This window comes from Pseudomonas sp. TE9122 (assembly GCF_056278925.1).
This window is the reverse complement of the sequence record NZ_JBWBQI010000001.1, coordinates 1,623,064-1,643,796: the sequence shown is the minus strand read 5'-3', so window position 1 is coordinate 1,643,796 and position 20,733 is coordinate 1,623,064. Positions and strand designations below refer to the sequence as shown.

Below are 20,733 nucleotides of genomic sequence, written 5' to 3'. Positions count from 1 at the left end.
CGCTTCGGGCAAGCATAGCGCTCACCTAGAATCAGTCGACAAATTGTTGCCAAGTATCTTTTACAGCAGGTCTTTTATCAACAACTCAGCCAGTTGCACGGCGTTGAGCGCCGCGCCTTTGCGTACGTTATCTGACGTCAGCCAAAGATTTAGTTCCGCCGGGTCGTCGACGCCCGTCCGCACGCGGCCTACGTAGACCACGTCCTGCCCCACCGCATCGCCGACCGCGGTCGGATAATCGCCGGCCTCGACCAGCTCGATGCCCGGTGCAGCCTCAAGCGCTGCGTTGACCTTTTCCAGGTCAACAGCGCTGCCTGACTGCAAGGTCACGCTAAAGCTATCGCCAAAAAACACCGGGGCTTGAACGCAAGTGGCAGAAATCTTCAATAAAGGTTTCGCCAGGACCTGGCGCAGCTCTCGAACCAATCGTTTTTCCAGCAGCGTGTGGCCCTGCGCATCAGGCGTACCGACTTGTGCCAGCAGGTTGAAGGCCATCTGCCGGTCGAAGAACGTCGGTTCCAGCGGACGCATGTTGAGCAGCTCGGCGGTCTGCCGCGCGAGCTCGGTGACCGCCTCGCGGCCTTGCGCCGAAACGGCCAGATTGGCGGTGACGTTGACGTATTGCAGATCGAGCAGATCGAGCAGCGGCGCCAGCACCACCGCAAGCGTCGTAGCAGACGGGCTTGGGCTGCTGACCTGGAATGGGCTTTTCAGACTGGCGAGAATATCGGCATTGGCCTCCGGCACCACCTGTGGCGCCTGATCGGTGGACAAGGCGCCGGACAAGTCGATCAACGAGCAACCGGCAGCATGGGCGCGAGCGGCGTAGCTCAGCGACACCGCAGCGCCGGCGGCGAAGAACACCAGTCTGACCTTGCTGAAATCGAACTCGTCGACCTCGCGCACGCGGACGTTTTTGTTGCGGAACAGCACCGAGCTGCCGGCCGATTCACTGCTGGCCAGCAGGTGCAGGTTGCCGACCGGGAAGTCGCGTTCTTCGAGAATCTGTACGAGGGTTTCGCCGACAGTACCGGTGGCGCCGATAACGGCGATATCGAAAGTCTGGGTCATGGAGCTACCTCTGGCAAAACGGGGGGAGCGGCACTTTACCGGGTGGGTGGCGCACAGGCAATTTCTGCAGGATTTGCGGCGGCTGGACCGGCCCTTTCGCGAGCAGGCTCGCTCCCACAGGGACCGCATTTCAATGTGGGAGCGAGCCTGCTCGCGAAAAAGGCAGTACAGACACCGGAGAAATCCTTGGCATAAAAAAACCCGCACCTCTTTCAAGGCACGGGCTTCTTCAATGCTTCAAGCGATCAACGCTCCAGCAGGATCCGCAGCATGCGGCGCAGCGGTTCGGCCGCGCCCCACAGCAGTTGGTCGCCGACGGTGAAGGCGCCGACGAATTGCGAACCCATGTTCAGCTTGCGCAGACGACCGACCGGTACATTCAGGGTGCCGGTGACCTTGGTCGGGCTCAGCTCCTGCATGCTGATCTCGCGGTTGTTCGGTACCAGCTTGACCCAAGGGTTGTGCTGGCTGATCAGCCCTTCGATATCGGCGATCGGTACGTCTTTGTTCAGCTTGATGGTCAGCGCCTGGCTGTGGCAGCGCATGGCGCCGATGCGCACGCAGATGCCGTCGACCGGGATCGGGCTCTTGAAGCGACCGAGGATCTTGTTGGTCTCGGCCTGGGCCTTCCACTCTTCGCGGCTCTGGCCGTTCGGCAGTTCCTTGTCGATCCATGGGATCAGGCTGCCGGCCAGCGGTACGCCGAAGTTTTCGGTCGGGTACGCGTCGCTGCGCATGGCTTCGGCCACGCGACGGTCGATGTCGAGGATCGCGCTGGCCGGATCGGCCAGTTGATCGGCGACAGCGGCGTGGGTCGCGCCCATCTGCTTGATCAGTTCACGCATGTTCTGCGCGCCGGCACCGGAGGCCGCCTGATAGGTCATGGCGCTCATCCACTCGACCAGACCGGCCTCGAACAGACCGCCCAGACCCATCAGCATCAGGCTGACGGTGCAGTTGCCGCCGATGTAATTCTTGGTGCCCGCGTCCAGCTGCTGGTCGATGACCTTGCGGTTGACCGGGTCGAGAATGATCACCGCGTCATCGTTCATGCGCAGGCTCGACGCCGCGTCGATCCAGTAACCCTGCCAGCCGGCTTCGCGCAGCTTGGGGAATACTTCGCTGGTGTAGTCGCCGCCCTGGCAGGTCAGGATCACGTCGAGGGTCTTCAGCTCGTCAATGCTGTAAGCGTCCTTGAGCGGAGCAATGTCCTTGCCCACGGACGGGCCTTGGCCACCGACATTGGACGTGGTGAAAAACACCGGCTCGATAAGATCGAAATCCTGCTCTTCCAGCATCCGCTGCATGAGCACGGAACCGACCATCCCGCGCCAACCGATCAGACCTACACGTTTCATCGCAACTACACCTTCTTGAAAAGTGGGCCGCTGCTTTGTATTGAATTTCGCAGCGGGCCCGAGAGATTACAGATTCCGCAGCGCGGCGACTACTGCGTCGCCCATTTCCTGCGTACCGACTTTGGTACAACCGGCCGAGTGGATGTCGCCAGTGCGCAAGCCCTGATCGAGCACGACACTGACGGCTTTTTCGATGGCATCGGCAGCGTCGTGCAGATTGAAGCTGTAACGCAGCATCATCGATACCGACAGGATCGTCGCCAGCGGGTTGGCAATGCCTTTGCCAGCAATGTCCGGCGCCGAACCATGGCACGGCTCGTACATGCCCTTGTTATTGGAGTCCAGGGAGGCCGAAGGGAGCATGCCGATCGAGCCGGTGAGCATCGACGCTTCGTCGGAGAGGATGTCGCCGAACATGTTGTCGGTGACGATCACGTCGAACTGCTTGGGTGCGCGCACCAACTGCATGGCGGCGTTATCGACGTACATGTGGCTCAGTTCGACTTCCGGGTAATCCTTGGCCACTTGCTCGACCACTTCGCGCCACAACTGGCTGGATGCCAGGACGTTGGCCTTGTCCACCGAGCAGAGCTTCTTGCCACGAACCATGGCCATGTCGAAACCGACACGGGCGATGCGGCGGATTTCGCTTTCGCTGTACGGCAGCGTGTCGTAGGACTGACGCTCGCCGTTGTCCAGCGTACGGGTGCCACGCGGCGCGCCGAAGTAAATGCCGCCGGTCAGCTCACGGACAATGAGAATGTCCAGGCCGGCAACGATTTCCGGTTTCAGGCTCGACGCGTCGGCCAGTTGCGGATAGAGGATCGCCGGGCGCAGGTTGCCGAACAGGCCCAGTTGCGCGCGGATTTTCAGCAGACCGCGCTCAGGGCGAATGTCACGCTCGATGGTGTCCCATTTCGGGCCACCGACCGCGCCCAGCAGCACGGCGTCGGCGGCGCGGGCGCGATCGAGGGTTTCGTCGGCCAGCGGCACGCCATGCTTGTCGATGGCCGCGCCGCCAATCACGTCGTGGCTCAGCTCGAAGCCCAGGCTGTACTTGTCATTGGCCAATTCCAGCACCTTGACCGCTTCGGCCATGATTTCCGGACCAATACCGTCACCCGGGAGAATCAGAATTTGCTTGCTCATGCTTTCCTCGTGTCTTCAAGCGGTGCGCCAGTGAACGGCGCGCCGGGAAAAATTCCTATCGCTCGGCCATCAGCACGATCACATCGGTACTGAACGAGCCGTCGGCATCTATCTCAAAATACTCACGCACTTCGTTGCCCATCGACTGCTGCAACTGGCGGATCGCCGCGCGCATCACGTCAGGTGTGCGCATGCGCTCGACCCAACTGCTGTACTCCAGACGCAGGCGCTGCCGGGTGGTGCTGCGCACATGCAGACCGGCCTCGCTGACCTGGCGCAGCCACTCGGCGGCGGAGTAGTCGCGGACATGGCTGGTGTCGCGCAGCACTTCGACGCTTTGCAGGTAAGTGTCGAACAACGCACTGCCCGGTGACAACACGTCAACGAAAGCCGCCACCCCGCCCGGCTTCAGCACCCGGCGCACTTCGCGCAAGGCCAGACCGAGGTCGCTCCAGTGATGCGCCGAATAGCGGCTGAACACAAAATCGAACTCGCCATCGGCGAACGGCAAACGCTCGGCAGCACCGTTGACGGTAATGATATTGCTCAAGCCGCGATCGACGGCAGCGCCGGCAACCACATCAAGCATTTGCTGCGACAGGTCGTAAGCCACCACCTCCTTGACCAATGGAGCGACATGGAAACTGACATGGCCTGCGCCGCAACCCAAGTCCAGCACACGAGCCTCGCCCTGCCCGGCCAGCTCAGCCTGTAGCAATGCGAATTCGGTGCCTTGAGCGTGAACGGCGCTGCTCAGGTAGGCGGCGGCCTGTTCACCGAATTGCTTTTGTACGACCTGAGTGTGTTGGGCGGTGCTGGTCATGGGCACATCCTGGTATCTATGTTGTTTGCGCTGCCGTCTTCGCGAGCAGGCTCGCTCCCACAGGGGAATGCATTCCAAGGTGGGAGCGAGCCTGCTCGCGAAGGGGCCAGCCCTGACTACATCAATCTCGAATCACGCGTCGCGAAACAACCACGGCTGGCTAACTCGATGCTTGGCCTCGAACGTCGCAATCGCATCGCCGTCCTGCAAGGTCAGGCCGATATCGTCCAGACCGTTGAGCAGGCAGTGCTTGCGGAACGCATCGATCTCGAAGCTGTACACCTTGCCATCCGGGCGGGTCACGGTCTGCGCTTGCAAGTCGATCTGCAATTGATAACCCGGCTCGGCTTCAACCTGCTTAAACAGTTCATCAACTTCTGCATCGCTGAGAATGATCGGCAGCAGGCCGTTCTTGAAACTGTTGTTGAAGAAGATGTCGGCGTAACTCGGCGCGATGATGCTGCGGAAACCGTACTCTTCCAGCGCCCACGGCGCGTGTTCACGGCTCGAGCCGCAGCCGAAGTTCTCGCGGGCGAGCAATACGCTGGCACCCTGATAACGCTCGGCGTTGAGGATGAAATCCTTGTTCAGCGGGCGCTTGGAGTTGTCCTGGTACGGCTGGCCGACATCCAGATAACGCCACTCGTCGAACAGGTTCGGACCAAAACCGGTGCGCTTGATCGACTTCAAGAACTGCTTGGGAATGATCTGATCGGTGTCGACGTTGGCACGATCCAAAGGCGCGACAAGACCAGTGTGCTGAGTAAATGCCTTCATCTTTACTGTGCTCCTTGGATCAATTCACGAACGTCGATGAAACGGCCGTTCACCGCTGCTGCTGCCGCCATGGCCGGGCTGACCAAGTGGGTACGGCCACCGGCGCCCTGACGGCCTTCGAAGTTACGGTTGGAAGTCGAGGCGCAATGCTCGCCGGACTCCAAACGGTCCGGGTTCATCGCCAGGCACATCGAGCAACCCGGCTCGCGCCATTCGAAACCGGCCTCGAGGAAAATCTTGTCCAGCCCTTCGGCTTCAGCCTGCGCTTTGACCAGACCCGAGCCCGGCACAACGATCGCCTGCTTGATGGTCGAGGCGACCTTGCGGCCCTTGGCGATGACCGCAGCGGCGCGCAAGTCTTCGATGCGCGAGTTGGTGCAGGAACCGATGAATACGCGATCAAGCTGAATGTCGGTGATCGCCTGATTGGCGGTCAGACCCATGTATTTCAAGGCGCGAACGATCGAGTCACGTTTGACCAGATCCATTTCCTTGGCCGGATCCGGCACGTTCTGATCAACAGCCAAAACCATCTCAGGCGAAGTGCCCCAGCTGACTTGCGGCTTGATTTGCGCGGCGTCGAGCTCGACCACGGTGTCGAATTTGGCATCGGCATCGGAAACCAGGTCTTTCCAGGCTTCGACGGCCATGTCCCACTGCTCGCCCTTCGGCGCGAATGGACGACCTTTGACGTAGTCGATGGTCTTCTGATCTGCCGCCACCAGGCCCACGCGGGCGCCGGCTTCGATGGACATGTTGCAGATGGTCATGCGGCCTTCGACGGACAGATCGCGGATCGCGCTGCCGGCAAACTCGATGGCATGGCCGTTACCGCCGGCGGTGCCGATCTTGCCGATCACCGCAAGGACAATGTCCTTGGCGGTCACGCCGAACGGCAATTGGCCTTCGACGCGCACCAGCATGTTTTTCATTTTCTTGGCCACCAGGCACTGCGTGGCGAGCACGTGCTCGACCTCGGATGTGCCGATGCCGTGGGCCAACGCGCCGAATGCGCCATGGGTCGAGGTGTGCGAGTCGCCGCAAACCACGGTCATGCCCGGCAGGGTCGCGCCCTGCTCCGGGCTGATCACGTGAACGATGCCCTGACGCACGTCGTTCATCTTGAATTCGACGATGCCGTATTCATCGCAGTTGTCGTCGAGGGTCTGCACCTGCAAACGCGAGACCTGGTCGGCAATGGCTTCGATCCCGCCCTTGCGCTCCGGAGTGGTCGGTACGTTGTGGTCCGGGGTCGCGATGTTGGCATCGATGCGCCAAGGCTTGCGCCCGGCCAGACGCAAGCCTTCGAAAGCTTGCGGCGAAGTCACTTCGTGGATGATGTGACGATCGATGTAGATCAGCGCCGAGCCATCGTCGCGCTGCTTGACCAAATGCGAATCCCAGAGCTTGTCGTAGAGCGTTTTGCCGGCCATCAGACGGTTCCTCATCAGCTTGTTTCTATGCCCTGGGCTTATCAATAACCCTTTGGCTTGTGAGGCCGATCCTATGGGGTTAGATTAAATAACTCAAATTCATATTTTTTATGCTTTGGATAACCAACTGGAATGCGACATGGATCTGGCTAACCTGAATGCTTTTATTGCCATCGCCGAGACCGGCAGCTTCTCCCGGCGCCGGCGAACGCCTTCATCTGACACAACCGGCGATCAGCAAGCGCATCGCCGGGCTTGAGCAGCAATTGAAAGTGCGCCTGTTTGATCGACTAGGTCGCGAAGTCGGTCTGACCGAGGCGGGTCGCGCCCTGCTGCCAAGGGCCTATCAGATTCTCAATGTGCTCGACGACACCCGCCGCGCCCTGACCAACCTGACCGGTGAAGTCAGCGGCCGCCTTACGCTGGCGACCAGTCACCACATCGGCCTGCACCGCTTGCCGCCTCTATTAAGGGAGTTCACCCGCCGCTACCCACAGGTTGCGCTGGATATTCAGTTCCTTGATTCGGAAGTGGCCTACGAGGAAATTCTCCACGGCCGCGCAGAACTGGCGGTCATCACCCTCGCGCCAGAGCCGCACACCCTGGTCAAAGCCACGCCGGTGTGGGACGACCCGCTGGATTTCGTCGTCGCCCCGGAGCATTCGCTGATCAACAACGGCGCCGTCAGTCTGGCGGACATCGCCGGTCATCCGGCGGTTTTCCCCGGCGGCAACACGTTTACCCACCACATCGTCCAGCGTTTGTTCGAAGCCCAGGGCCTGACGCCGAACATCGCCATGAGCACCAACTATCTGGAAACCATCAAGATGATGGTCTCCATCGGCCTGGCCTGGAGCGTGCTGCCGCGCACCATGCTCGACGAACAAGTGGCAAGCATCGCATTGCCGGGCATACAGCTCACTCGCCAGCTAGGCTATATCTTGCACACCGAACGGACGCTATCGAATGCAGCACGCGCCTTCATGGCCCTGCTGGATGCACAAATCGATCGGCCAGGGATCCCGGCCTGACTTGTGCTACTCCTATAGAGCCGCTCCTGTGCCTCACGCCACTCAGCTCAAGGCCCGCTGACAATGCCGAAATCTGTTGACCGAACTCCGCCGATGCCGCGAATCCAGGCTGTCGATCCGCGCCATTCCGAGCAGAGCTGGGAAAGCGCGCCGCAATTGCTCGCCGCGCTCAACGGCGCGCGGCTCGGTGCCTGGTATTGGGACATCGAGCGCGGGCAGATCAGCTGGTCGCGGGGCACTCAGGCATTGTTCGGTTTCGATCCACGGCAGCCATTACCCGCCGATTTGGAATACCTCGACCTGTTGCCGCCGGAAGACCGTGCGAAAACCGTGCGTGCTTTCCACGCGGTGATCGCCGGCGCCCCGCTGGAGCAGGCGATGCATCACCGTATTCGCTGGCCCGACGGCAGCCTGCACTGGCTGGAGATCAGCGGCAGCCTGCTGCCAGACAAGAACGGCCGGCCCCGAATGATCGGGGTGATTCGCGAAATCACCCACCAACGCCAGCGCGAGCAGGCCCTGAGCAGCTCGGAGAAACGTTTCGCGACACTTTTCCACCTGTGCCCGAACATGGTTCTGCTGACCCGTCAGGATGACGGTCTGATCAGCGAGGCCAACCAGTATTTCGAAAGCCTGTTCGGCTGGCCGGTGCAAAGCGCAATCGGCCGCACCACCCTGGAACTGGGCCTGTGGGTGCACCCAGAGCAACGCGCCGAACTGGTGAAGAAAACCAAAGCCAAGGGCGAACTGATCAGCATGGAAGTGCAGTTTCGCGCCAGCAATGGCCAGGTGCACGACGGCATCCTCAGTGCACAGAAGGTCGAGCTCGAAGGCCAGCCCTATCTGCTCAGCACGTTCCTCGACACCACCGAACGCAAAGCCGCCGAACTGGCCTTGAAGGACAGCCAGGAACGCCTCGACCTGGCGCTGGACTCGGCGCAACTCGGCACCTGGGACTGGCACATCCCCAGCGGCATGCTCTACGGCTCGGCGCGCGCTGCGCAATTGCACGGGCTGGAGCCGATTCCATTTCATGAATCATTCGAGGAGTTTTTCGAAGGCGTGCCGGGCGAGGAGCGCGACAGCATGCGCGACGCCTACCGCAGCCTGCGCGAAGGTCCGGCCGGCAATTATCAACTGACCTATCGCGTGCAATTGCCCGACGGCAGCTCGCGCTATCTGGAAAGCCGCGCGCGTCTCTATCGCGACGACAACGGCGCGCCGCTGCGCATGGCCGGCACGTTGCTGGACATCACCGATCAGGTCGAGCGCGAGCAGCGGCTGGTAGCCTCGGAAGAGAAATTCGCCACGCTGTTTCAGGTCAGCCCCGATCCGATCTGCGTGACGCGCCAGGAAACCGGGGAATTCATCGAGATCAATTCGAGCTTCAGCCAGACTTTTGGCTGGAGTGCCGCCGATGTGATTGGCCACACCGCCGAGGAAATCGGCCTGTGGGACGCCTCGGCAAAGAGCCTGCAACGCATCGAACGGGTGATTCGCGAACAAGGCCTGAGCAACGTGGCCATTCTCGTCCAGCACAAGGACGGCCAGTCGCTGACCTGCGTGATTTCCAGCCGGCAGATCAGCGTCGGCGATCAGCCGTGCATCGTCACCACCCTGCGCGACATCACCCAGCAACAACGCTCGGAAGCAGCGCTGAAGGCCAGCGAAGAAAAATTCGCCAAGGCGTTCCACTCCAGCCCCGACGCCATCACCATCACCGAGCGCGACACCGGGCGTTATCTGGAGGTCAACGACGGTTTCTGTCGCCTCACCGGCTACCGCGCTGACGAAGTGGTGGGCAAAACCGTTTATCAGGTGGGGATCTGGGCCGAAGAGAAACAGCGCTCGACCTTACTCGCCGAGTTACAGATCAAGGGCCGCGTGCATCATCAGGAAATGCTCGGGCGCAACAAGCGCGGCGAATTGCTCACGGTGGAAGTCTCGGTCGAGCCGATCACCCTCAATGAAACCGCGTGCCTGCTGCTGACCGCGCGCGATGTCAGCCTGTTGAAGAACGCCGAAGCGCAGATTCGTCACCTGGCCTATCACGACCCGCTGACCAACCTGCCCAACCGCGCCTTGCTGATGGATCGCCTGAGTCAGCAGATCGCCCTGCTCAAGCGCCACAATCTGCGCGGCGCCTTGCTGTTTCTCGACCTCGATCACTTCAAGCACATCAACGATTCCCTCGGTCACCCGGTCGGCGACACCGTGCTGAAAATCATCACCGCGCGGCTCGAAGCCAGCGTGCGCATGGAAGACACGGTGGCGCGCCTCGGTGGCGATGAGTTCGTGGTGTTGCTCAGCGGCCTCGAAGGTTCGCGCAGTGAGGTCAGCGAACAAGTGCGCGCGCTGGCCGACACCATTCGCGAATTGCTTTCGGAGCCGATGTTCCTCGATGGCCAGCGCCTGCAAGTGACGCCGAGCATTGGCGTGGCGCTGATTCCCGATCACGGTTCGACCCCGACCGACCTGCTCAAACGCGCCGACATCGCCCTGTACCGGGCCAAGGATTCCGGGCGCAACACCACGCAGATGTATCACAACACCATGCAGAAAGCGGCCAGCGAACGCCTGCGCATGGAGACCGACCTGCGTCTTGCGCTGTCGCGCGGCGAGTTCAACGTGCATTTTCAGCCACAGGTCGATGCCCGCGACAACCGCATCATCGGCGCCGAAGCCCTGGTGCGCTGGAACCATCCTGAACTTGGCGCGCAATCGCCTACCGAGTTCATCAAGGTGCTGGAAGATAGCGGCCTGATTCTCGAAGTCGGTACCTGGATCCTCGATGAAGCCTGCAACGCCTTCAAACAACTGATCGCGTTGAAACTGGTCGACCCGCTCAACTTCAGCCTGTGCGTGAACATCAGCCCGAGGCAGTTCCGCCAGAACGATTTCGTCGAACGCATCGAACACAGCATGACCAGCCACGGCCTGCCCTGCTCGCTGCTGAAACTGGAAATCACCGAAGGCATCGTCATCCAGAATCTGGAAGACACCATCAGCAAAATGCGCCGCCTGAAAAAGCTCGGCGTGAGCTTCGCCATGGACGATTTCGGCACCGGTTATTCATCGCTGACGTATTTGAAGCGGCTACCGGTAGACACCCTGAAGATCGACCAGTCGTTCATCCGCGATGCAACCACTGACTCCAATGTTGCAGAGATCATTCGCGCAATTGTCGCGATGGCCCACAGCTTGGAATTGGAAGTGATTGCCGAGGGCGTGGAGACGCCCGCGCAACTGGCGTTTTTGCAGGGGCTGGAGTGCCATTTGTATCAGGGCTATCTGCACAGCCGGCCGGTGGGGTTGGAGGATCTGAAAAAACTGCTGCCCTGAACCGGCCGCCGCACAGACTGGCAACAGAGCAACAATTGCCACGCTTTGCCTCAGCCTGTAGGGTCGCGTTTTTTGCGCCGCTTCGAGATCAACCATGCAGGATGCATCCCTTCCCCGCCCGGCCCTGCTGGGCATCGACCTTGGCACCACCAACAGCCTGATCGCCGTCTGGCGTGAAGGCCGCGCCGAACTGATCCGCAACGCCCTCGGCGATGTGCTGACACCGTCGGTGGTCAGCCTTGATGAAGACGACACGATTCTGGTCGGCAAAGCCGCCCGCGCCCGCCTGACCACGCACCCGGAACGCACTGCCGCCGCGTTCAAGCGCTTCATGGGCAGCGACAGGCAAATCCAGCTCGGCTCTTGCCAGTTCAGCCCGGAAGAGTTGTCGGCGCTGGTGCTTGGCTCCCTCAAGCAAGACGCGGAAGCCTTTCTCGGCCAGGCGGTCACAGAAGCGGTCATTTCCGTACCGGCATATTTCAGTGACGAGCAGCGCAAGCGTACCTTGTTCGCCGCCGAACTGGCCGGGCTGTCCGTGACGCGCCTGATCAACGAACCGACCGCTGCGGCCATGGCGTACGGCCTGCACGAACAGAAGTTCGAACGCACGCTGATTTTCGATCTCGGCGGCGGCACGTTCGACGTCACCGTGCTCGAATACGCATTGCCGCTGATCGAAGTGCACGCCTCCACTGGCGACAACTTTCTTGGCGGCGAAGACTTCACCGCAGCCCTGTTGCAGGCCTGCCTGAAAAATTGGCAACTCACCCCCTCAACGATCGATGCACAAGCCATGGCCAGCCTCGGTGATGCCCTCGAACAGCTGAAATGCAAACTCGGCGAAGGCGCGCAGCAGTTGAGCTGGCGGCATGCCGAGCAGACATTCGAATGGGAACTGGATGAAGCCGCTGCAGTGAAAATATGGGAGCCGTTGCTGGCCCGCTTGCGCGCGCCAATCGAACAGGCTCTGCGCGATGCCCGACTGAAACCGCGCGACCTCGACAGCCTGGTGCTGGTCGGTGGCGCCACGCGCATGCCGGCGGTACAGCAAATGGTCGCCACGTTGTTTGGACGCCTGCCTTATCGGCATCTTGATCCAGACACTATCGTGGCGCTGGGGGCGGCGACGCAGGCGGCATGCAAGGCGCGGGACGGTGCGGTCGAGGAATTGATTCTGACGGATGTCTGTCCGTATACGCTGGGGATTTCGACCAATCGTGGCGAAGGCGTCAGTGGCGCGTTCTCGCCGATCATCGAGCGCAACACCATCATCCCGACCTCAAGGGTGGAGCGTTACCACACGACATCTCCACGACAGGAAGTCATCCGTATTGCGGTCTATCAGGGCGAACGTCCGTGGGTACGCGACAACATTTTTATCGATGCTTTCGATGTCACGCTGACGCCGAGCGATGATATCCAGGCGCTGGATGTGCGGTTCAGTTATGACATCAACGGTTTGCTCGAAGTTGACGTCACCCTGCCAAGGACGGGCGAACGCCACAGCCACAGCATTGACCGCAGCCCGACCGGACTCGATGCGCAATCGCGGCAAACCAGTCATGAACGCTTGAGTACGCTGAAAATTCACCCCCGCGACACTCTGCCGAATCGAACCCTGCTGGCTCGACTGGAACGGGCGTGGACGCAAAGTCTGGGCGAAGAACGCCAGCGGATTGCCGACTGGCTGGACAGTTTCACCACGGTGCTGGGCGACCAGCGATCGGAAGAAATCGCCAGCCACCGCTCACAACTCAACAAGGTTCTGGATGAGTTACGCCTCTAGCCGATAAGTCGCCGTAAGGTCGCCTGCAAACCACCGGACAAGGTATCTTCACCGCCACTGTCCGGTGGCACGCCATAACGATTGGGCAGCTTCTCTCCGGGAAAACCGAACAGTATCAGCGGCAGAAACGGCAATACCGGCGACAGCATTACCAAAATCAGCAACATCGGAATGCCCCGCCCCATGTCATGCAAACGGCGCAGGACCGCACCGAGCAGAAACGCCAGGCCCAGTAGCAACACGACGATGCCGGATACGGGCGTACCGCTGAGCAACGCCGCCACGGGCGTCACCAGCAACGCGCCAATGACCTGCCAGATAAACGCCCCGCGCCCCAGCCGGGTACCCAGGCTCCAGAACGCAGCGGCGGGGGTTGGACGGGTCGTTGCCTTGGCTAACAGCAAACGCTCAGACCACGACAGCAATGCACTGAATGCGAAGCGCAAACCGAGTCCATTTTCCGAGTCATCCTTGGCCCGCTGCATGCGTAACAGAACCTTCTGCCTTGGCAAGCCCAGATTGCCAAAACGCACCAGATCCTTCAGCACATCCAGCGCCAGGTAAAAGGCGTCGCTGACACCCTCCTCCGCGAGAGCCTCACGGGGCGGGTGAACAGGCTCACCCTTGATCAGACTGTGACGGAAGCCGTCGAACCAGTCCTGTGGATTGACCACCTCGGTGATACTTTCCAGCAGGTATTTACGCTGTTGCGCAGTGAGCAACGGATCGTGGTAAAGGACTCCACCCAAGAGCATGCGCCCGAGCAAATCTTCGTTGAAGCTGGAGATGTCGCTGCGCATGCACTCGAACAAACGGTCATTACCCAACAGCCGAGTGCTATCGAGCGCCTCATGCACACTGAACAACTTGCGCGCGAGCAGCGAGTGCACCGGATCCGCCGCTTGCAGCCAGCCGAGCAGGCCACTGGCGCTGCCCTGCTCGCGACTCAGGCGACAGAGCAGCGGCTGCAAACGGGCCAAGGGGTGTTCACGCGCAATGCTCATGGCGTCGACGCAGTGTCCCGATTGCGCGCCCAGCCAACGCGTCGGATCGTCGAGGGTGGCCAGCAGGTAAATCGCCTGACGATGCCATTCCCAGACATCAGAGTAGCTATCGACGGCCGGAAGCAGCATGCCTTGCGCGGCCAGTTGCGCTTGCAACTTGAGCCCCGCAAGCCGTTCGTCACGCTTGTCGAGACTGAACGCTTCGGCAAGCCGCGCCAGCGATCGGGCGTCGTAAGCACGCAAACGGCGCATCCACAGCAGACTGAGCTCAAGCGGTTCGCCCTTTTCCAGCGCCGACGGCAGTGTCGATGCCGAGTCGCTGGCCAGAAACGCTTCCAGGGCCTGAGGAATCGGCGCTCGGGTCAACCAGCAGATCTGCTGCCCGGCCTGATACTGCAAGCCTTCCAGCACCAGTTGATCGAGCACATCCCCCGGCTCGGATGCCTGCATGATGCGTCGCAGCAATGGCACATCACCACGGTGCAAAGCCCAGGCATGCTGGTAGAGCGTTTGCAACGGACGGTCATCACTGTCAATGATCAGCGCCGCCAACAACGGCAACTCGTCACCACTGACACGCCATTCGACAAATGCACCGGCAATGTCCTGCAACTCGAGCTGCTTGGCCCTGAACCAACGCCCGAGTGTTTCCGGGCGCTGTGATGGACTGCCGTACTCTTGAGTGACATCACCTAGATCCTCGGACCAGTCGCGGAAGTTTTCCAGACGATCAAAGGCCTGAATCAGCAGCGGCAGGCGCTGAGGCTGATGTCGCGCGCACAACGCCAGTAACCACGTCGCCGCTTTCGGATGCTGATGTTCGCGCCAGAGCCGCACCCATGCCTGCAGTGCCAACTCTTCCATTCCCAGCGCACTGCGCTGACAGGCCAACAGATACAGCCAGTCGACATCTTCAGGCGCAAGCCGATGCTGCTCGCTGATAATGTCGAGAAAGTCTTTGTTGGCGATATCAGCCTGACTGAACTGTATGGCCAGGCGTTGCAATAACCCGTCATCAGCAGGCAGGGGGATGCAAGTGTGCAGGCCGGCGAAATGACGGTAGTCGTCGAGCGACGCCTCTCGGTGCAGGTGATTCAGGGTTCGCACATACCAGAGAGTTTCCAACTGCGCGACAGCGGGCCAATGGCTCATCAACGAGGTGTCGAACGGATCCGCCGCGCTGATCCGCTGCAAAAACTCGTCGACATGCCGTGCGTTGTCGAAATCCAGATCCAGCATGCGGCTCGCCCAGCCCAGGCGCTGGGCCAACAAACGGGCGCAGACATGGGAAATCGGGCCGGCGTCGAGCAACTCGCGCAGCAATGGCCAGCAAACTTCGTCCAGCACCTCCAGCGGCAGGCGGTCCAGCTCAAGGTTGAATGCCTGCCAGGCCACCGGTTGGAAGCGACGCGCTGGATCAAGCAGCAATGCTTCAAAGTCGGCCATCGTCTGATCGGCAGGACTGATCTCATCGGCAACCGGTTGATCCGGCTCCCCGGCTTCCTCGCGGGCAAAGCGTAATGCCAGCTCATAAGCCTCACGCAGCGCCTGAAAACCTTCCGGATCGGTTTCCGGATGGTGCTGCGGCAAGCGTGCGCGATAGGCGCCGCGAATGACGTCGTTGTCTTTGGTGGGCTCGATACCCAAGCGAATCCAGCAGCTCATGACCAGTCGAACTCCCCTAGCGAATCAGGCCGCTCGGGTGGATACAAGGGCATGTCCCAAGGCAGTTGTGCGAACAGCGCGCGCGCATCACGATCAAGCTTTCTGATGACCACGGTGGTGCCTATGTAATCGCCTTGCCGGTCATATTCGTGCTCCAGCTCTTCATCCTTGTTGCCCAGGCAATGCCAGAAGGCTTTGCCGAAGACAAAGCCGTTAAGGTAGCTCGTCCAACTGTCGTAGTAGTAGCGCGCGCGTGCCGCCATGCGACCATGCAGCCAAAGGCTTTCGGTGAGATCAATCCAGCCGTGCAGCACTGCAGAACGCAGCAGAAAACCCATGCGACCAAGGTCCCAGGCACGGATGCCACCTGAACCGCACTCGCCAAATGTGCGACTGGCGAATTCGTAGAAAGCTCGCTGGCGAGTGTCGAGTGTTGCGAGCAAGGCCTGCCATTCGGACGGCAGACACCTCTGCCACTGCCGATAGGCTTCGTTCAACTGCGTAGCGTGGCCGTCATCGGCAGTACGCAGCATGTCCAACAGCTGTTCGCGCGTAGTGATGCCCCAACCACCTTCGACATCGACATGTTTGAGGTCAAAGCAATAGGTGGGTGCGGTGTAATCGGCGTCGGGATTGAGGGCGACCAAAGGCGCAGAAAGCGCGTATAGCCAGCGCTGTTCCATTTCGTCCATGAACAAAGGCTCCGGGGCCAGCGGGAATTAAGGGGGGGGGGGCTGGCCTTGATGGCGCGGATTGTAAAGAGCCACAAAGCCAGCAGCAAACGTTGCGTCGGCTTTCTTTGCGCGCACAAAAAAGGCCCCGACGTATCGGGGCCTTTCGTTCAGCGGCTTATCGCCGATTCGGGCGATTGTGTGTCAGCACATGAATCAATGCTGCAGCGCCGGCTGCTGCGCTCCATTGATCGGGATGCGCTTGGCTTTCGCTTCTTCCGGGATCACACGGAGCAGGTCGATGCTCAGCAGGCCGTTGCGCAGCGCAGCGTCCTTGATCTCGATGTGATCGGCCAGACGGAACGACAGCTTGAAGGCTCGCTGGGCGATGCCTTGATGCAAGAACGTGACGCTCTCGTCAGTGTCACGCTTGCCGCCACTGATGGTCAGCACACCCTTTTCGACTTGCAGGTCCAGGTCTTCTTCCTGGAAACCGGCGGCCGCGACGACGATACGGTATTGGTCATCACCGTGTTTTTCGACGTTGTAGGGTGGGTAGCTGCTGCCTGGCTCGTTACGCAGGGCGGTTTCGAACAGGTCGTTGAAACGGTCGAAACCTACCGAGGAACGGAACAGTGGCGCGAGAGAAAATGCAGTACTCATGATTCAAATCTCCTGAAAACAATCAGCAAGGTTTTGTGTCTCCGCGACCCGAATTCGGCATCGCGTAACCCTTAGATAGGGACCGCTGTTTTGATTTCAAGAGAATATTTTGAGATTTTTTATGCGGCTTCGACGAGCGGCAATCCGAGCAAGCGCGAGACCTGATCCGGCTCGGTTTCACGGCGCAGAACGGTGAAAAGCTCGGCAGCTTCCGGGTAGTTGCGCGTCAGCATGGCCAGCCATTGCTTGAGGCGACCGGGCGATTGGCGTGCGGTCATCTGCGCCTTGGCCTGCAGCCAGAAGTCCTGAATCAGCGGCATCAGCTCGGCCCAGGTCATCTCGACGACCTCGTCGCCAGCGCGCGCCGCAGCGATCTGCCGAGCGAGATCCGGGCGGGAGACCAGCCCCCGACCGAGCATGATGTCTTCGACACCACTGATTTCGCGGCAACGGCGCCAGTCTTCGACGCTCCAGATGTCCCCGTTGGCGAAGACCGGGACCTTGACCACATCCTGCACACGCGGGATCCACTCCCAATGCGCCGGCGGTTTGTAGCCGTCCATTTTCGTCCGCGCATGTACGACGATGTGCTCTGCCCCGCCTTCGGCCAGTGCCGTGGCGCAGACCAGCGAGCCGTCCGGGCTGTCGAAACCCAGGCGCATTTTCGCGGTGACCGGGATGTGCGCCGGGACGGCGCGACGGACATGCTCGACGATCTGGTTGAGCAGCTCCGGCTCCTTGAGCAGCACGGCGCCGCCACGGGATTTGTTGACGGTCTTGGCCGGGCAGCCGAAGTTGAGGTCGATCACTTCCGAGCCAAGCTCGCAGGCCAACGCCGCGTTTTCCGCCAGGCACACCGGATCGGAACCGAGCAATTGCACGCGCAGCGGCACGCCGGACGCGGTGCGAGCGCCGTTGAGCAGCTCGGGGCCGAACTTGTGGAAATAGGCCGGCGTGAGCAACTGGTCGTTGACCCGAATGAACTCGGTCACGCACCAATCGATGCCGCCAACGCGGGTCAACACGTCGCGCAGGATGTCGTCGACCAACCCTTCCATGGGCGCCAGAGCAATTTGCATGGGGAAACACTACTTGAAGAAAAAACGTGCGGCAGTTTACTGGATATCGCACAAATCCGCAGAACTACACATATCTCTGTGGGAGCGAGCCTGCTCGCGAAGGCGGTCTGTCAGTTGACGCATGCGTAACTCACGCGATGCTTTCGCGAGCAGGCTCGCTCCCACAGGGTGAGATTCACATGGCTTCTGCAATCTGGATCGCCGGGCCATAGCCTTCGATAAATTCCGCCGGCATACGCTTGGGCTTGCCGGTCGACAGTTCGATGCACACAAATGTGGTCTGCGCGCGCAACAGGGTGGCGTTGTCGCTGGGGCGTTTGAGCTGGAAATGCCGGGTCATTTTCAGGCGCTGATCCCAATCGACGATCCAGGTCGCCAGTTGCAGTTCATCGCCTTCATAGGCGGCGGCCAGATAATCGATTTCATGGCGGACAACGGCCATTGCTCGGTCCAGACGCCGGTATTCGACCAGGTCCAGGCCGAGGCGCTGCGAATGGCGCCAGGCGCAGCGCTCGAGCCAGGTCACGTACACCGCGTTATTGGCGTGCCCGAGCCCGTCGATGTCTTCGGCGCCTACTTGCAGATCAATGGTAAACGGCGTTGCCCGATCCCAGCCCATGCCCCACTCCCGGTCAAAGTATTCAACCGGGGCAGTGTAACGGAGCTCAGGCCGATTGGCGCGCCTGAAGGCTGCGACCGGCGAGCAGTGATAACACGCCATCAATCACTCGAGGGTCGGCCAGCACGCGTTGATGGCCGCCGCTTTCGAGGCGCAGCAGGCGGCTGTCGAACCAGGCTTCGTGAATCAATTGCGATTCTTTGACCGAGACAAAATTGTCGTCCTCGGCATGCACGATCAGGCCGGGCATATCCAGTTGATAGTGGGCCACGTCCAGCGTCGCGGCGCGCATGCCGACGTCCTGCTCGACCTGACGAATGAACGCCGAACGCGCGCGCGGCGGCATGCCGACCATGCGCGCGAAACCGCGCAGCACGCCGAGGATGCGCGACGGTGCGGCGATGCTGACCAGGGTTTCGGTGCGCAGCCCCAATTGCACGGCGAGCATCGCGCTGGCGCCGCCCATGGAATGGCCGATAACCGCTTGCAGCGGCGGCAATTCGGCAGCGGCTTCGAGCATGGCGCGGGCGAACAGCACTACATTGGCTTCTCGCCCAGGGGAGCGACCGTGGGCCGGGCCATCGAGCGCGACGACGGTATAGCCGGCATCAACCAAAGCGTTTATCAGCGAAGCGAATTGCGTTGGCCGCCCTTCCCAACCATGCATCAGCAACACTGCAGGACCTTGGCCCCAACGCAGCGCCGACAGACCGAAGCGCAATGTGATGCGTTCGGAGCTGGCCAACAGCGGCAGCTCCCAATCGCGCAGCGGTAGCGCGCGGGGCGTCATGAACGCCAGACGCATTTTGCTTGCCACCAGTTTCGGTGCAAACCAGCCCAAGGTACCGTTAACGCCACGAACCCACTTCAACGCGTTCATCGCACTCTCCTCAGGCTTGTTGCCTTCAGGTCAACGCACCGCCGACTTGGCAGCGCGCAGCAATCGATCGGATAAATCTCCCGGACCCAGCGCTCTGGCCAAGGCCAGACCACCGACCATCAACGCGACATCGGCCAAAGCCTTGTCGGTGTCTTCAGGGCTGGCCGCCAGTTGCGCGACCATCAATTCCAAATGCTCGTTCAGCGCAATGCGGAACGACTCCGGCAAACGCCCCAGCTCCCCAATCGAGGCCGGGATCGGGCATGCGGCCTCGCTGGAATCCCGGTGTTTGCGTGACAGGTAGAACGCAGCCACCAAAGCGCGACGCTCTTCGCCGGTCAGATCGGCGTCCATATCGGCAATCAGGTCGCGACGGCGGCCCAGCAGCTGTTTGAACGCCTCGAGCATCATCGCGTCCTTGCTTTCGAAGTGCGCATAGAAGCCGCCGACAGTCAGCCCGGCGGCGCCCATCACTTCACCCACGCTCGGGTCTGCCGGGCCGCGTTGAATCAATGCGGCGCTGGCAGCCTTGAGGATGCGTTCGCGGGTTTGAGCTTTTTTATCATTCATCGTTGCCTCCGAATATTACGACTAGAATATTATTCGCATAATAATATTCCGCAAGTCATGAATATGACCGCTGGTCTGAAGCACAGTGTAAGGAAAAAGGAGAGTTGGCCAAACGCCAGACAAACAAAAGGGCCATTCAATAATTGAATGACCCTTATAAAATCCCGCAGAGCGGGTAATCGTGGCGTCCCCTAGGGGACTCGAACCCCTGTTACCGCCGTGAAAGGGCGGTGTCCTAGGCCACTAGACGAAGGGGACACAAACCCTTCTATACAACTGATCAGTGCTGAGAGCTGATCGATTCAAGGCCGGTGTGGCCAGACCTTGAACTGTAAAATTGGTGGAGCTAAGCGGGATCGAACCGCTGACCTCCTGCATGCCATGCAGGCGCTCTCCCAGCTGAGCTATAGCCCCGGATTTTTCGCCTCGCGGCGGAGTGATCTCTTGCAACATCACTTCTGTAAAACTGGCGTCCCCTAGGGGACTCGAACCCCTGTTACCGCCGTGAAAGGGCGGTGTCCTAGGCCACTAGACGAAGGGGACGCAAACCCTTCTATACAACTGATCAACGCTGAGTGTTGATCGCTTCAAGGCCGGTGTGGCCAGACCTCGAAGTGTAAATTGGTGGAGCTAGACGGGATCGAACCGTCGACCTCTTGCATGCCATGCAAGCGCTCTCCCAGCTGAGCTATAGCCCCTCATCGCTGAGGACGGGGCGAATCTTAAGGGCGTATCGAAAGCCTGTCAAACTTATTTTTGAAAAATTTCAAAATTTTTTGCCGGGATAACAATCACTTACCGCCCTCCCCCGT

Annotated in this window: 15 protein-coding genes, 4 tRNA genes and 1 pseudogene; 3 read left to right on the top strand and 17 right to left on the bottom strand. The window is 60.5% G+C overall.

Annotated features, from left to right (window positions below; all coding sequences use genetic code 11):
• Positions 1-60: 60 nt before the first annotated feature.
• From ACZ9BE_RS07235 to leuC, 6 genes are all read right to left on the bottom strand, one after another.
• Positions 61-1,071: an aspartate-semialdehyde dehydrogenase gene (locus tag ACZ9BE_RS07235; protein WP_041478533.1), complete on the bottom strand. Its 1,011-nt coding sequence runs from the start codon at positions 1,069-1,071 to the stop codon at positions 61-63.
• A 245-nt stretch (positions 1,072-1,316) separates the two neighbouring features.
• Positions 1,317-2,429 (bottom strand): aspartate-semialdehyde dehydrogenase, encoded by a 1,113-nt coding sequence (gene asd / locus ACZ9BE_RS07230; protein ID WP_016773934.1) that lies wholly within the window; start codon positions 2,427-2,429, stop codon positions 1,317-1,319.
• A 66-nt stretch (positions 2,430-2,495) separates the two neighbouring features.
• A complete protein-coding gene (gene leuB / locus ACZ9BE_RS07225) occupies positions 2,496-3,578 on the bottom strand; it encodes a 3-isopropylmalate dehydrogenase (protein ID WP_016773933.1) in 1,083 nt (360 codons plus the stop codon).
• 55 nt (positions 3,579-3,633) lie between these two features.
• A complete protein-coding gene (locus tag ACZ9BE_RS07220; protein WP_476249120.1) occupies positions 3,634-4,401 on the bottom strand; it encodes a class I SAM-dependent methyltransferase in 768 nt (255 codons plus the stop codon).
• A gap of 132 nt (positions 4,402-4,533) precedes the next feature.
• On the bottom strand, positions 4,534-5,178 hold the full coding sequence (leuD, locus tag ACZ9BE_RS07215; RefSeq protein WP_256811258.1) for a 3-isopropylmalate dehydratase small subunit: 645 nt from the start codon (positions 5,176-5,178) through the stop codon (positions 4,534-4,536).
• Between the two features lie 2 nt (positions 5,179-5,180).
• A complete protein-coding gene (leuC, locus tag ACZ9BE_RS07210; protein WP_041478531.1) occupies positions 5,181-6,611 on the bottom strand; it encodes a 3-isopropylmalate dehydratase large subunit in 1,431 nt (476 codons plus the stop codon).
• A 139-nt stretch (positions 6,612-6,750) separates the two neighbouring features.
• Between leuC and ACZ9BE_RS07205 the strand changes: the two are divergent.
• The 3 genes and pseudogenes from ACZ9BE_RS07205 (at position 6,751) to ACZ9BE_RS07195 (ending at position 12,770) form a co-directional block, all read left to right on the top strand.
• Positions 6,751-7,642, top strand: a pseudogene (locus ACZ9BE_RS07205) (LysR family transcriptional regulator).
• Positions 7,643-7,705: 63 nt separating this feature from the next.
• Positions 7,706-10,984 (top strand): PAS domain S-box protein, encoded by a 3,279-nt coding sequence (locus tag ACZ9BE_RS07200; RefSeq protein ID WP_476249119.1) that lies wholly within the window; start codon positions 7,706-7,708, stop codon positions 10,982-10,984.
• Positions 10,985-11,078: 94 nt separating this feature from the next.
• The gene (locus ACZ9BE_RS07195) at positions 11,079-12,770 is read left to right on the top strand and encodes an Hsp70 family protein (protein ID WP_476249118.1); all 1,692 of its coding nucleotides are present in this window, start codon (positions 11,079-11,081) and stop codon (positions 12,768-12,770) included.
• On the opposite strand, the gene ACZ9BE_RS07190 is transcribed toward ACZ9BE_RS07195, so the two are convergent.
• The 11 genes from ACZ9BE_RS07190 to ACZ9BE_RS07140 all read right to left on the bottom strand — a co-directional run bounded on the left by ACZ9BE_RS07190 (position 12,767) and on the right by ACZ9BE_RS07140 (position 20,619).
• A complete protein-coding gene (locus tag ACZ9BE_RS07190; protein WP_476249117.1) occupies positions 12,767-15,439 on the bottom strand; it encodes a DUF805 domain-containing protein in 2,673 nt (890 codons plus the stop codon). The two genes, ACZ9BE_RS07195 and ACZ9BE_RS07190, sit on opposite strands and share 4 nt — an antisense overlap.
• Positions 15,436-16,131 (bottom strand): DUF1266 domain-containing protein, encoded by a 696-nt coding sequence (locus ACZ9BE_RS07185; RefSeq protein ID WP_056784370.1) that lies wholly within the window; start codon positions 16,129-16,131, stop codon positions 15,436-15,438. The genes ACZ9BE_RS07190 and ACZ9BE_RS07185 overlap by 4 nt, the downstream gene beginning before the upstream one ends.
• A gap of 195 nt (positions 16,132-16,326) precedes the next feature.
• Positions 16,327-16,773 carry an Hsp20 family protein gene (locus ACZ9BE_RS07180; RefSeq protein ID WP_016773925.1) on the bottom strand — a complete coding sequence of 149 codons (447 nt, stop codon included), beginning with the start codon at positions 16,771-16,773 and terminating at the stop codon, positions 16,327-16,329.
• Positions 16,774-16,892: 119 nt separating this feature from the next.
• Positions 16,893-17,852, bottom strand: coding sequence for a tRNA dihydrouridine synthase (locus ACZ9BE_RS07175; RefSeq protein ID WP_150635758.1), 960 nt, complete (start codon positions 17,850-17,852; stop codon positions 16,893-16,895).
• A gap of 175 nt (positions 17,853-18,027) precedes the next feature.
• The gene (locus ACZ9BE_RS07170; RefSeq protein ID WP_016773923.1) at positions 18,028-18,471 is read right to left on the bottom strand and encodes an acyl-CoA thioesterase; all 444 of its coding nucleotides are present in this window, start codon (positions 18,469-18,471) and stop codon (positions 18,028-18,030) included.
• 46 nt (positions 18,472-18,517) lie between these two features.
• Entirely contained in the window at positions 18,518-19,351 is an 834-nt protein-coding gene (locus tag ACZ9BE_RS07165) for an alpha/beta fold hydrolase (protein ID WP_315436077.1), read from the bottom strand.
• Between the two features lie 30 nt (positions 19,352-19,381).
• The gene (locus tag ACZ9BE_RS07160) at positions 19,382-19,921 is read right to left on the bottom strand and encodes a TetR/AcrR family transcriptional regulator (protein WP_041478525.1); all 540 of its coding nucleotides are present in this window, start codon (positions 19,919-19,921) and stop codon (positions 19,382-19,384) included.
• A 182-nt stretch (positions 19,922-20,103) separates the two neighbouring features.
• A tRNA-Glu gene (locus tag ACZ9BE_RS07155) sits at positions 20,104-20,179 on the bottom strand.
• A gap of 80 nt (positions 20,180-20,259) precedes the next feature.
• Positions 20,260-20,335: transfer RNA gene (locus tag ACZ9BE_RS07150), tRNA-Ala, on the bottom strand.
• A gap of 53 nt (positions 20,336-20,388) precedes the next feature.
• Positions 20,389-20,464, bottom strand: a tRNA-Glu gene (locus ACZ9BE_RS07145).
• A 79-nt stretch (positions 20,465-20,543) separates the two neighbouring features.
• Positions 20,544-20,619, bottom strand: a tRNA-Ala gene (locus ACZ9BE_RS07140).
• Positions 20,620-20,733: the final 114 nt, after the last annotated feature.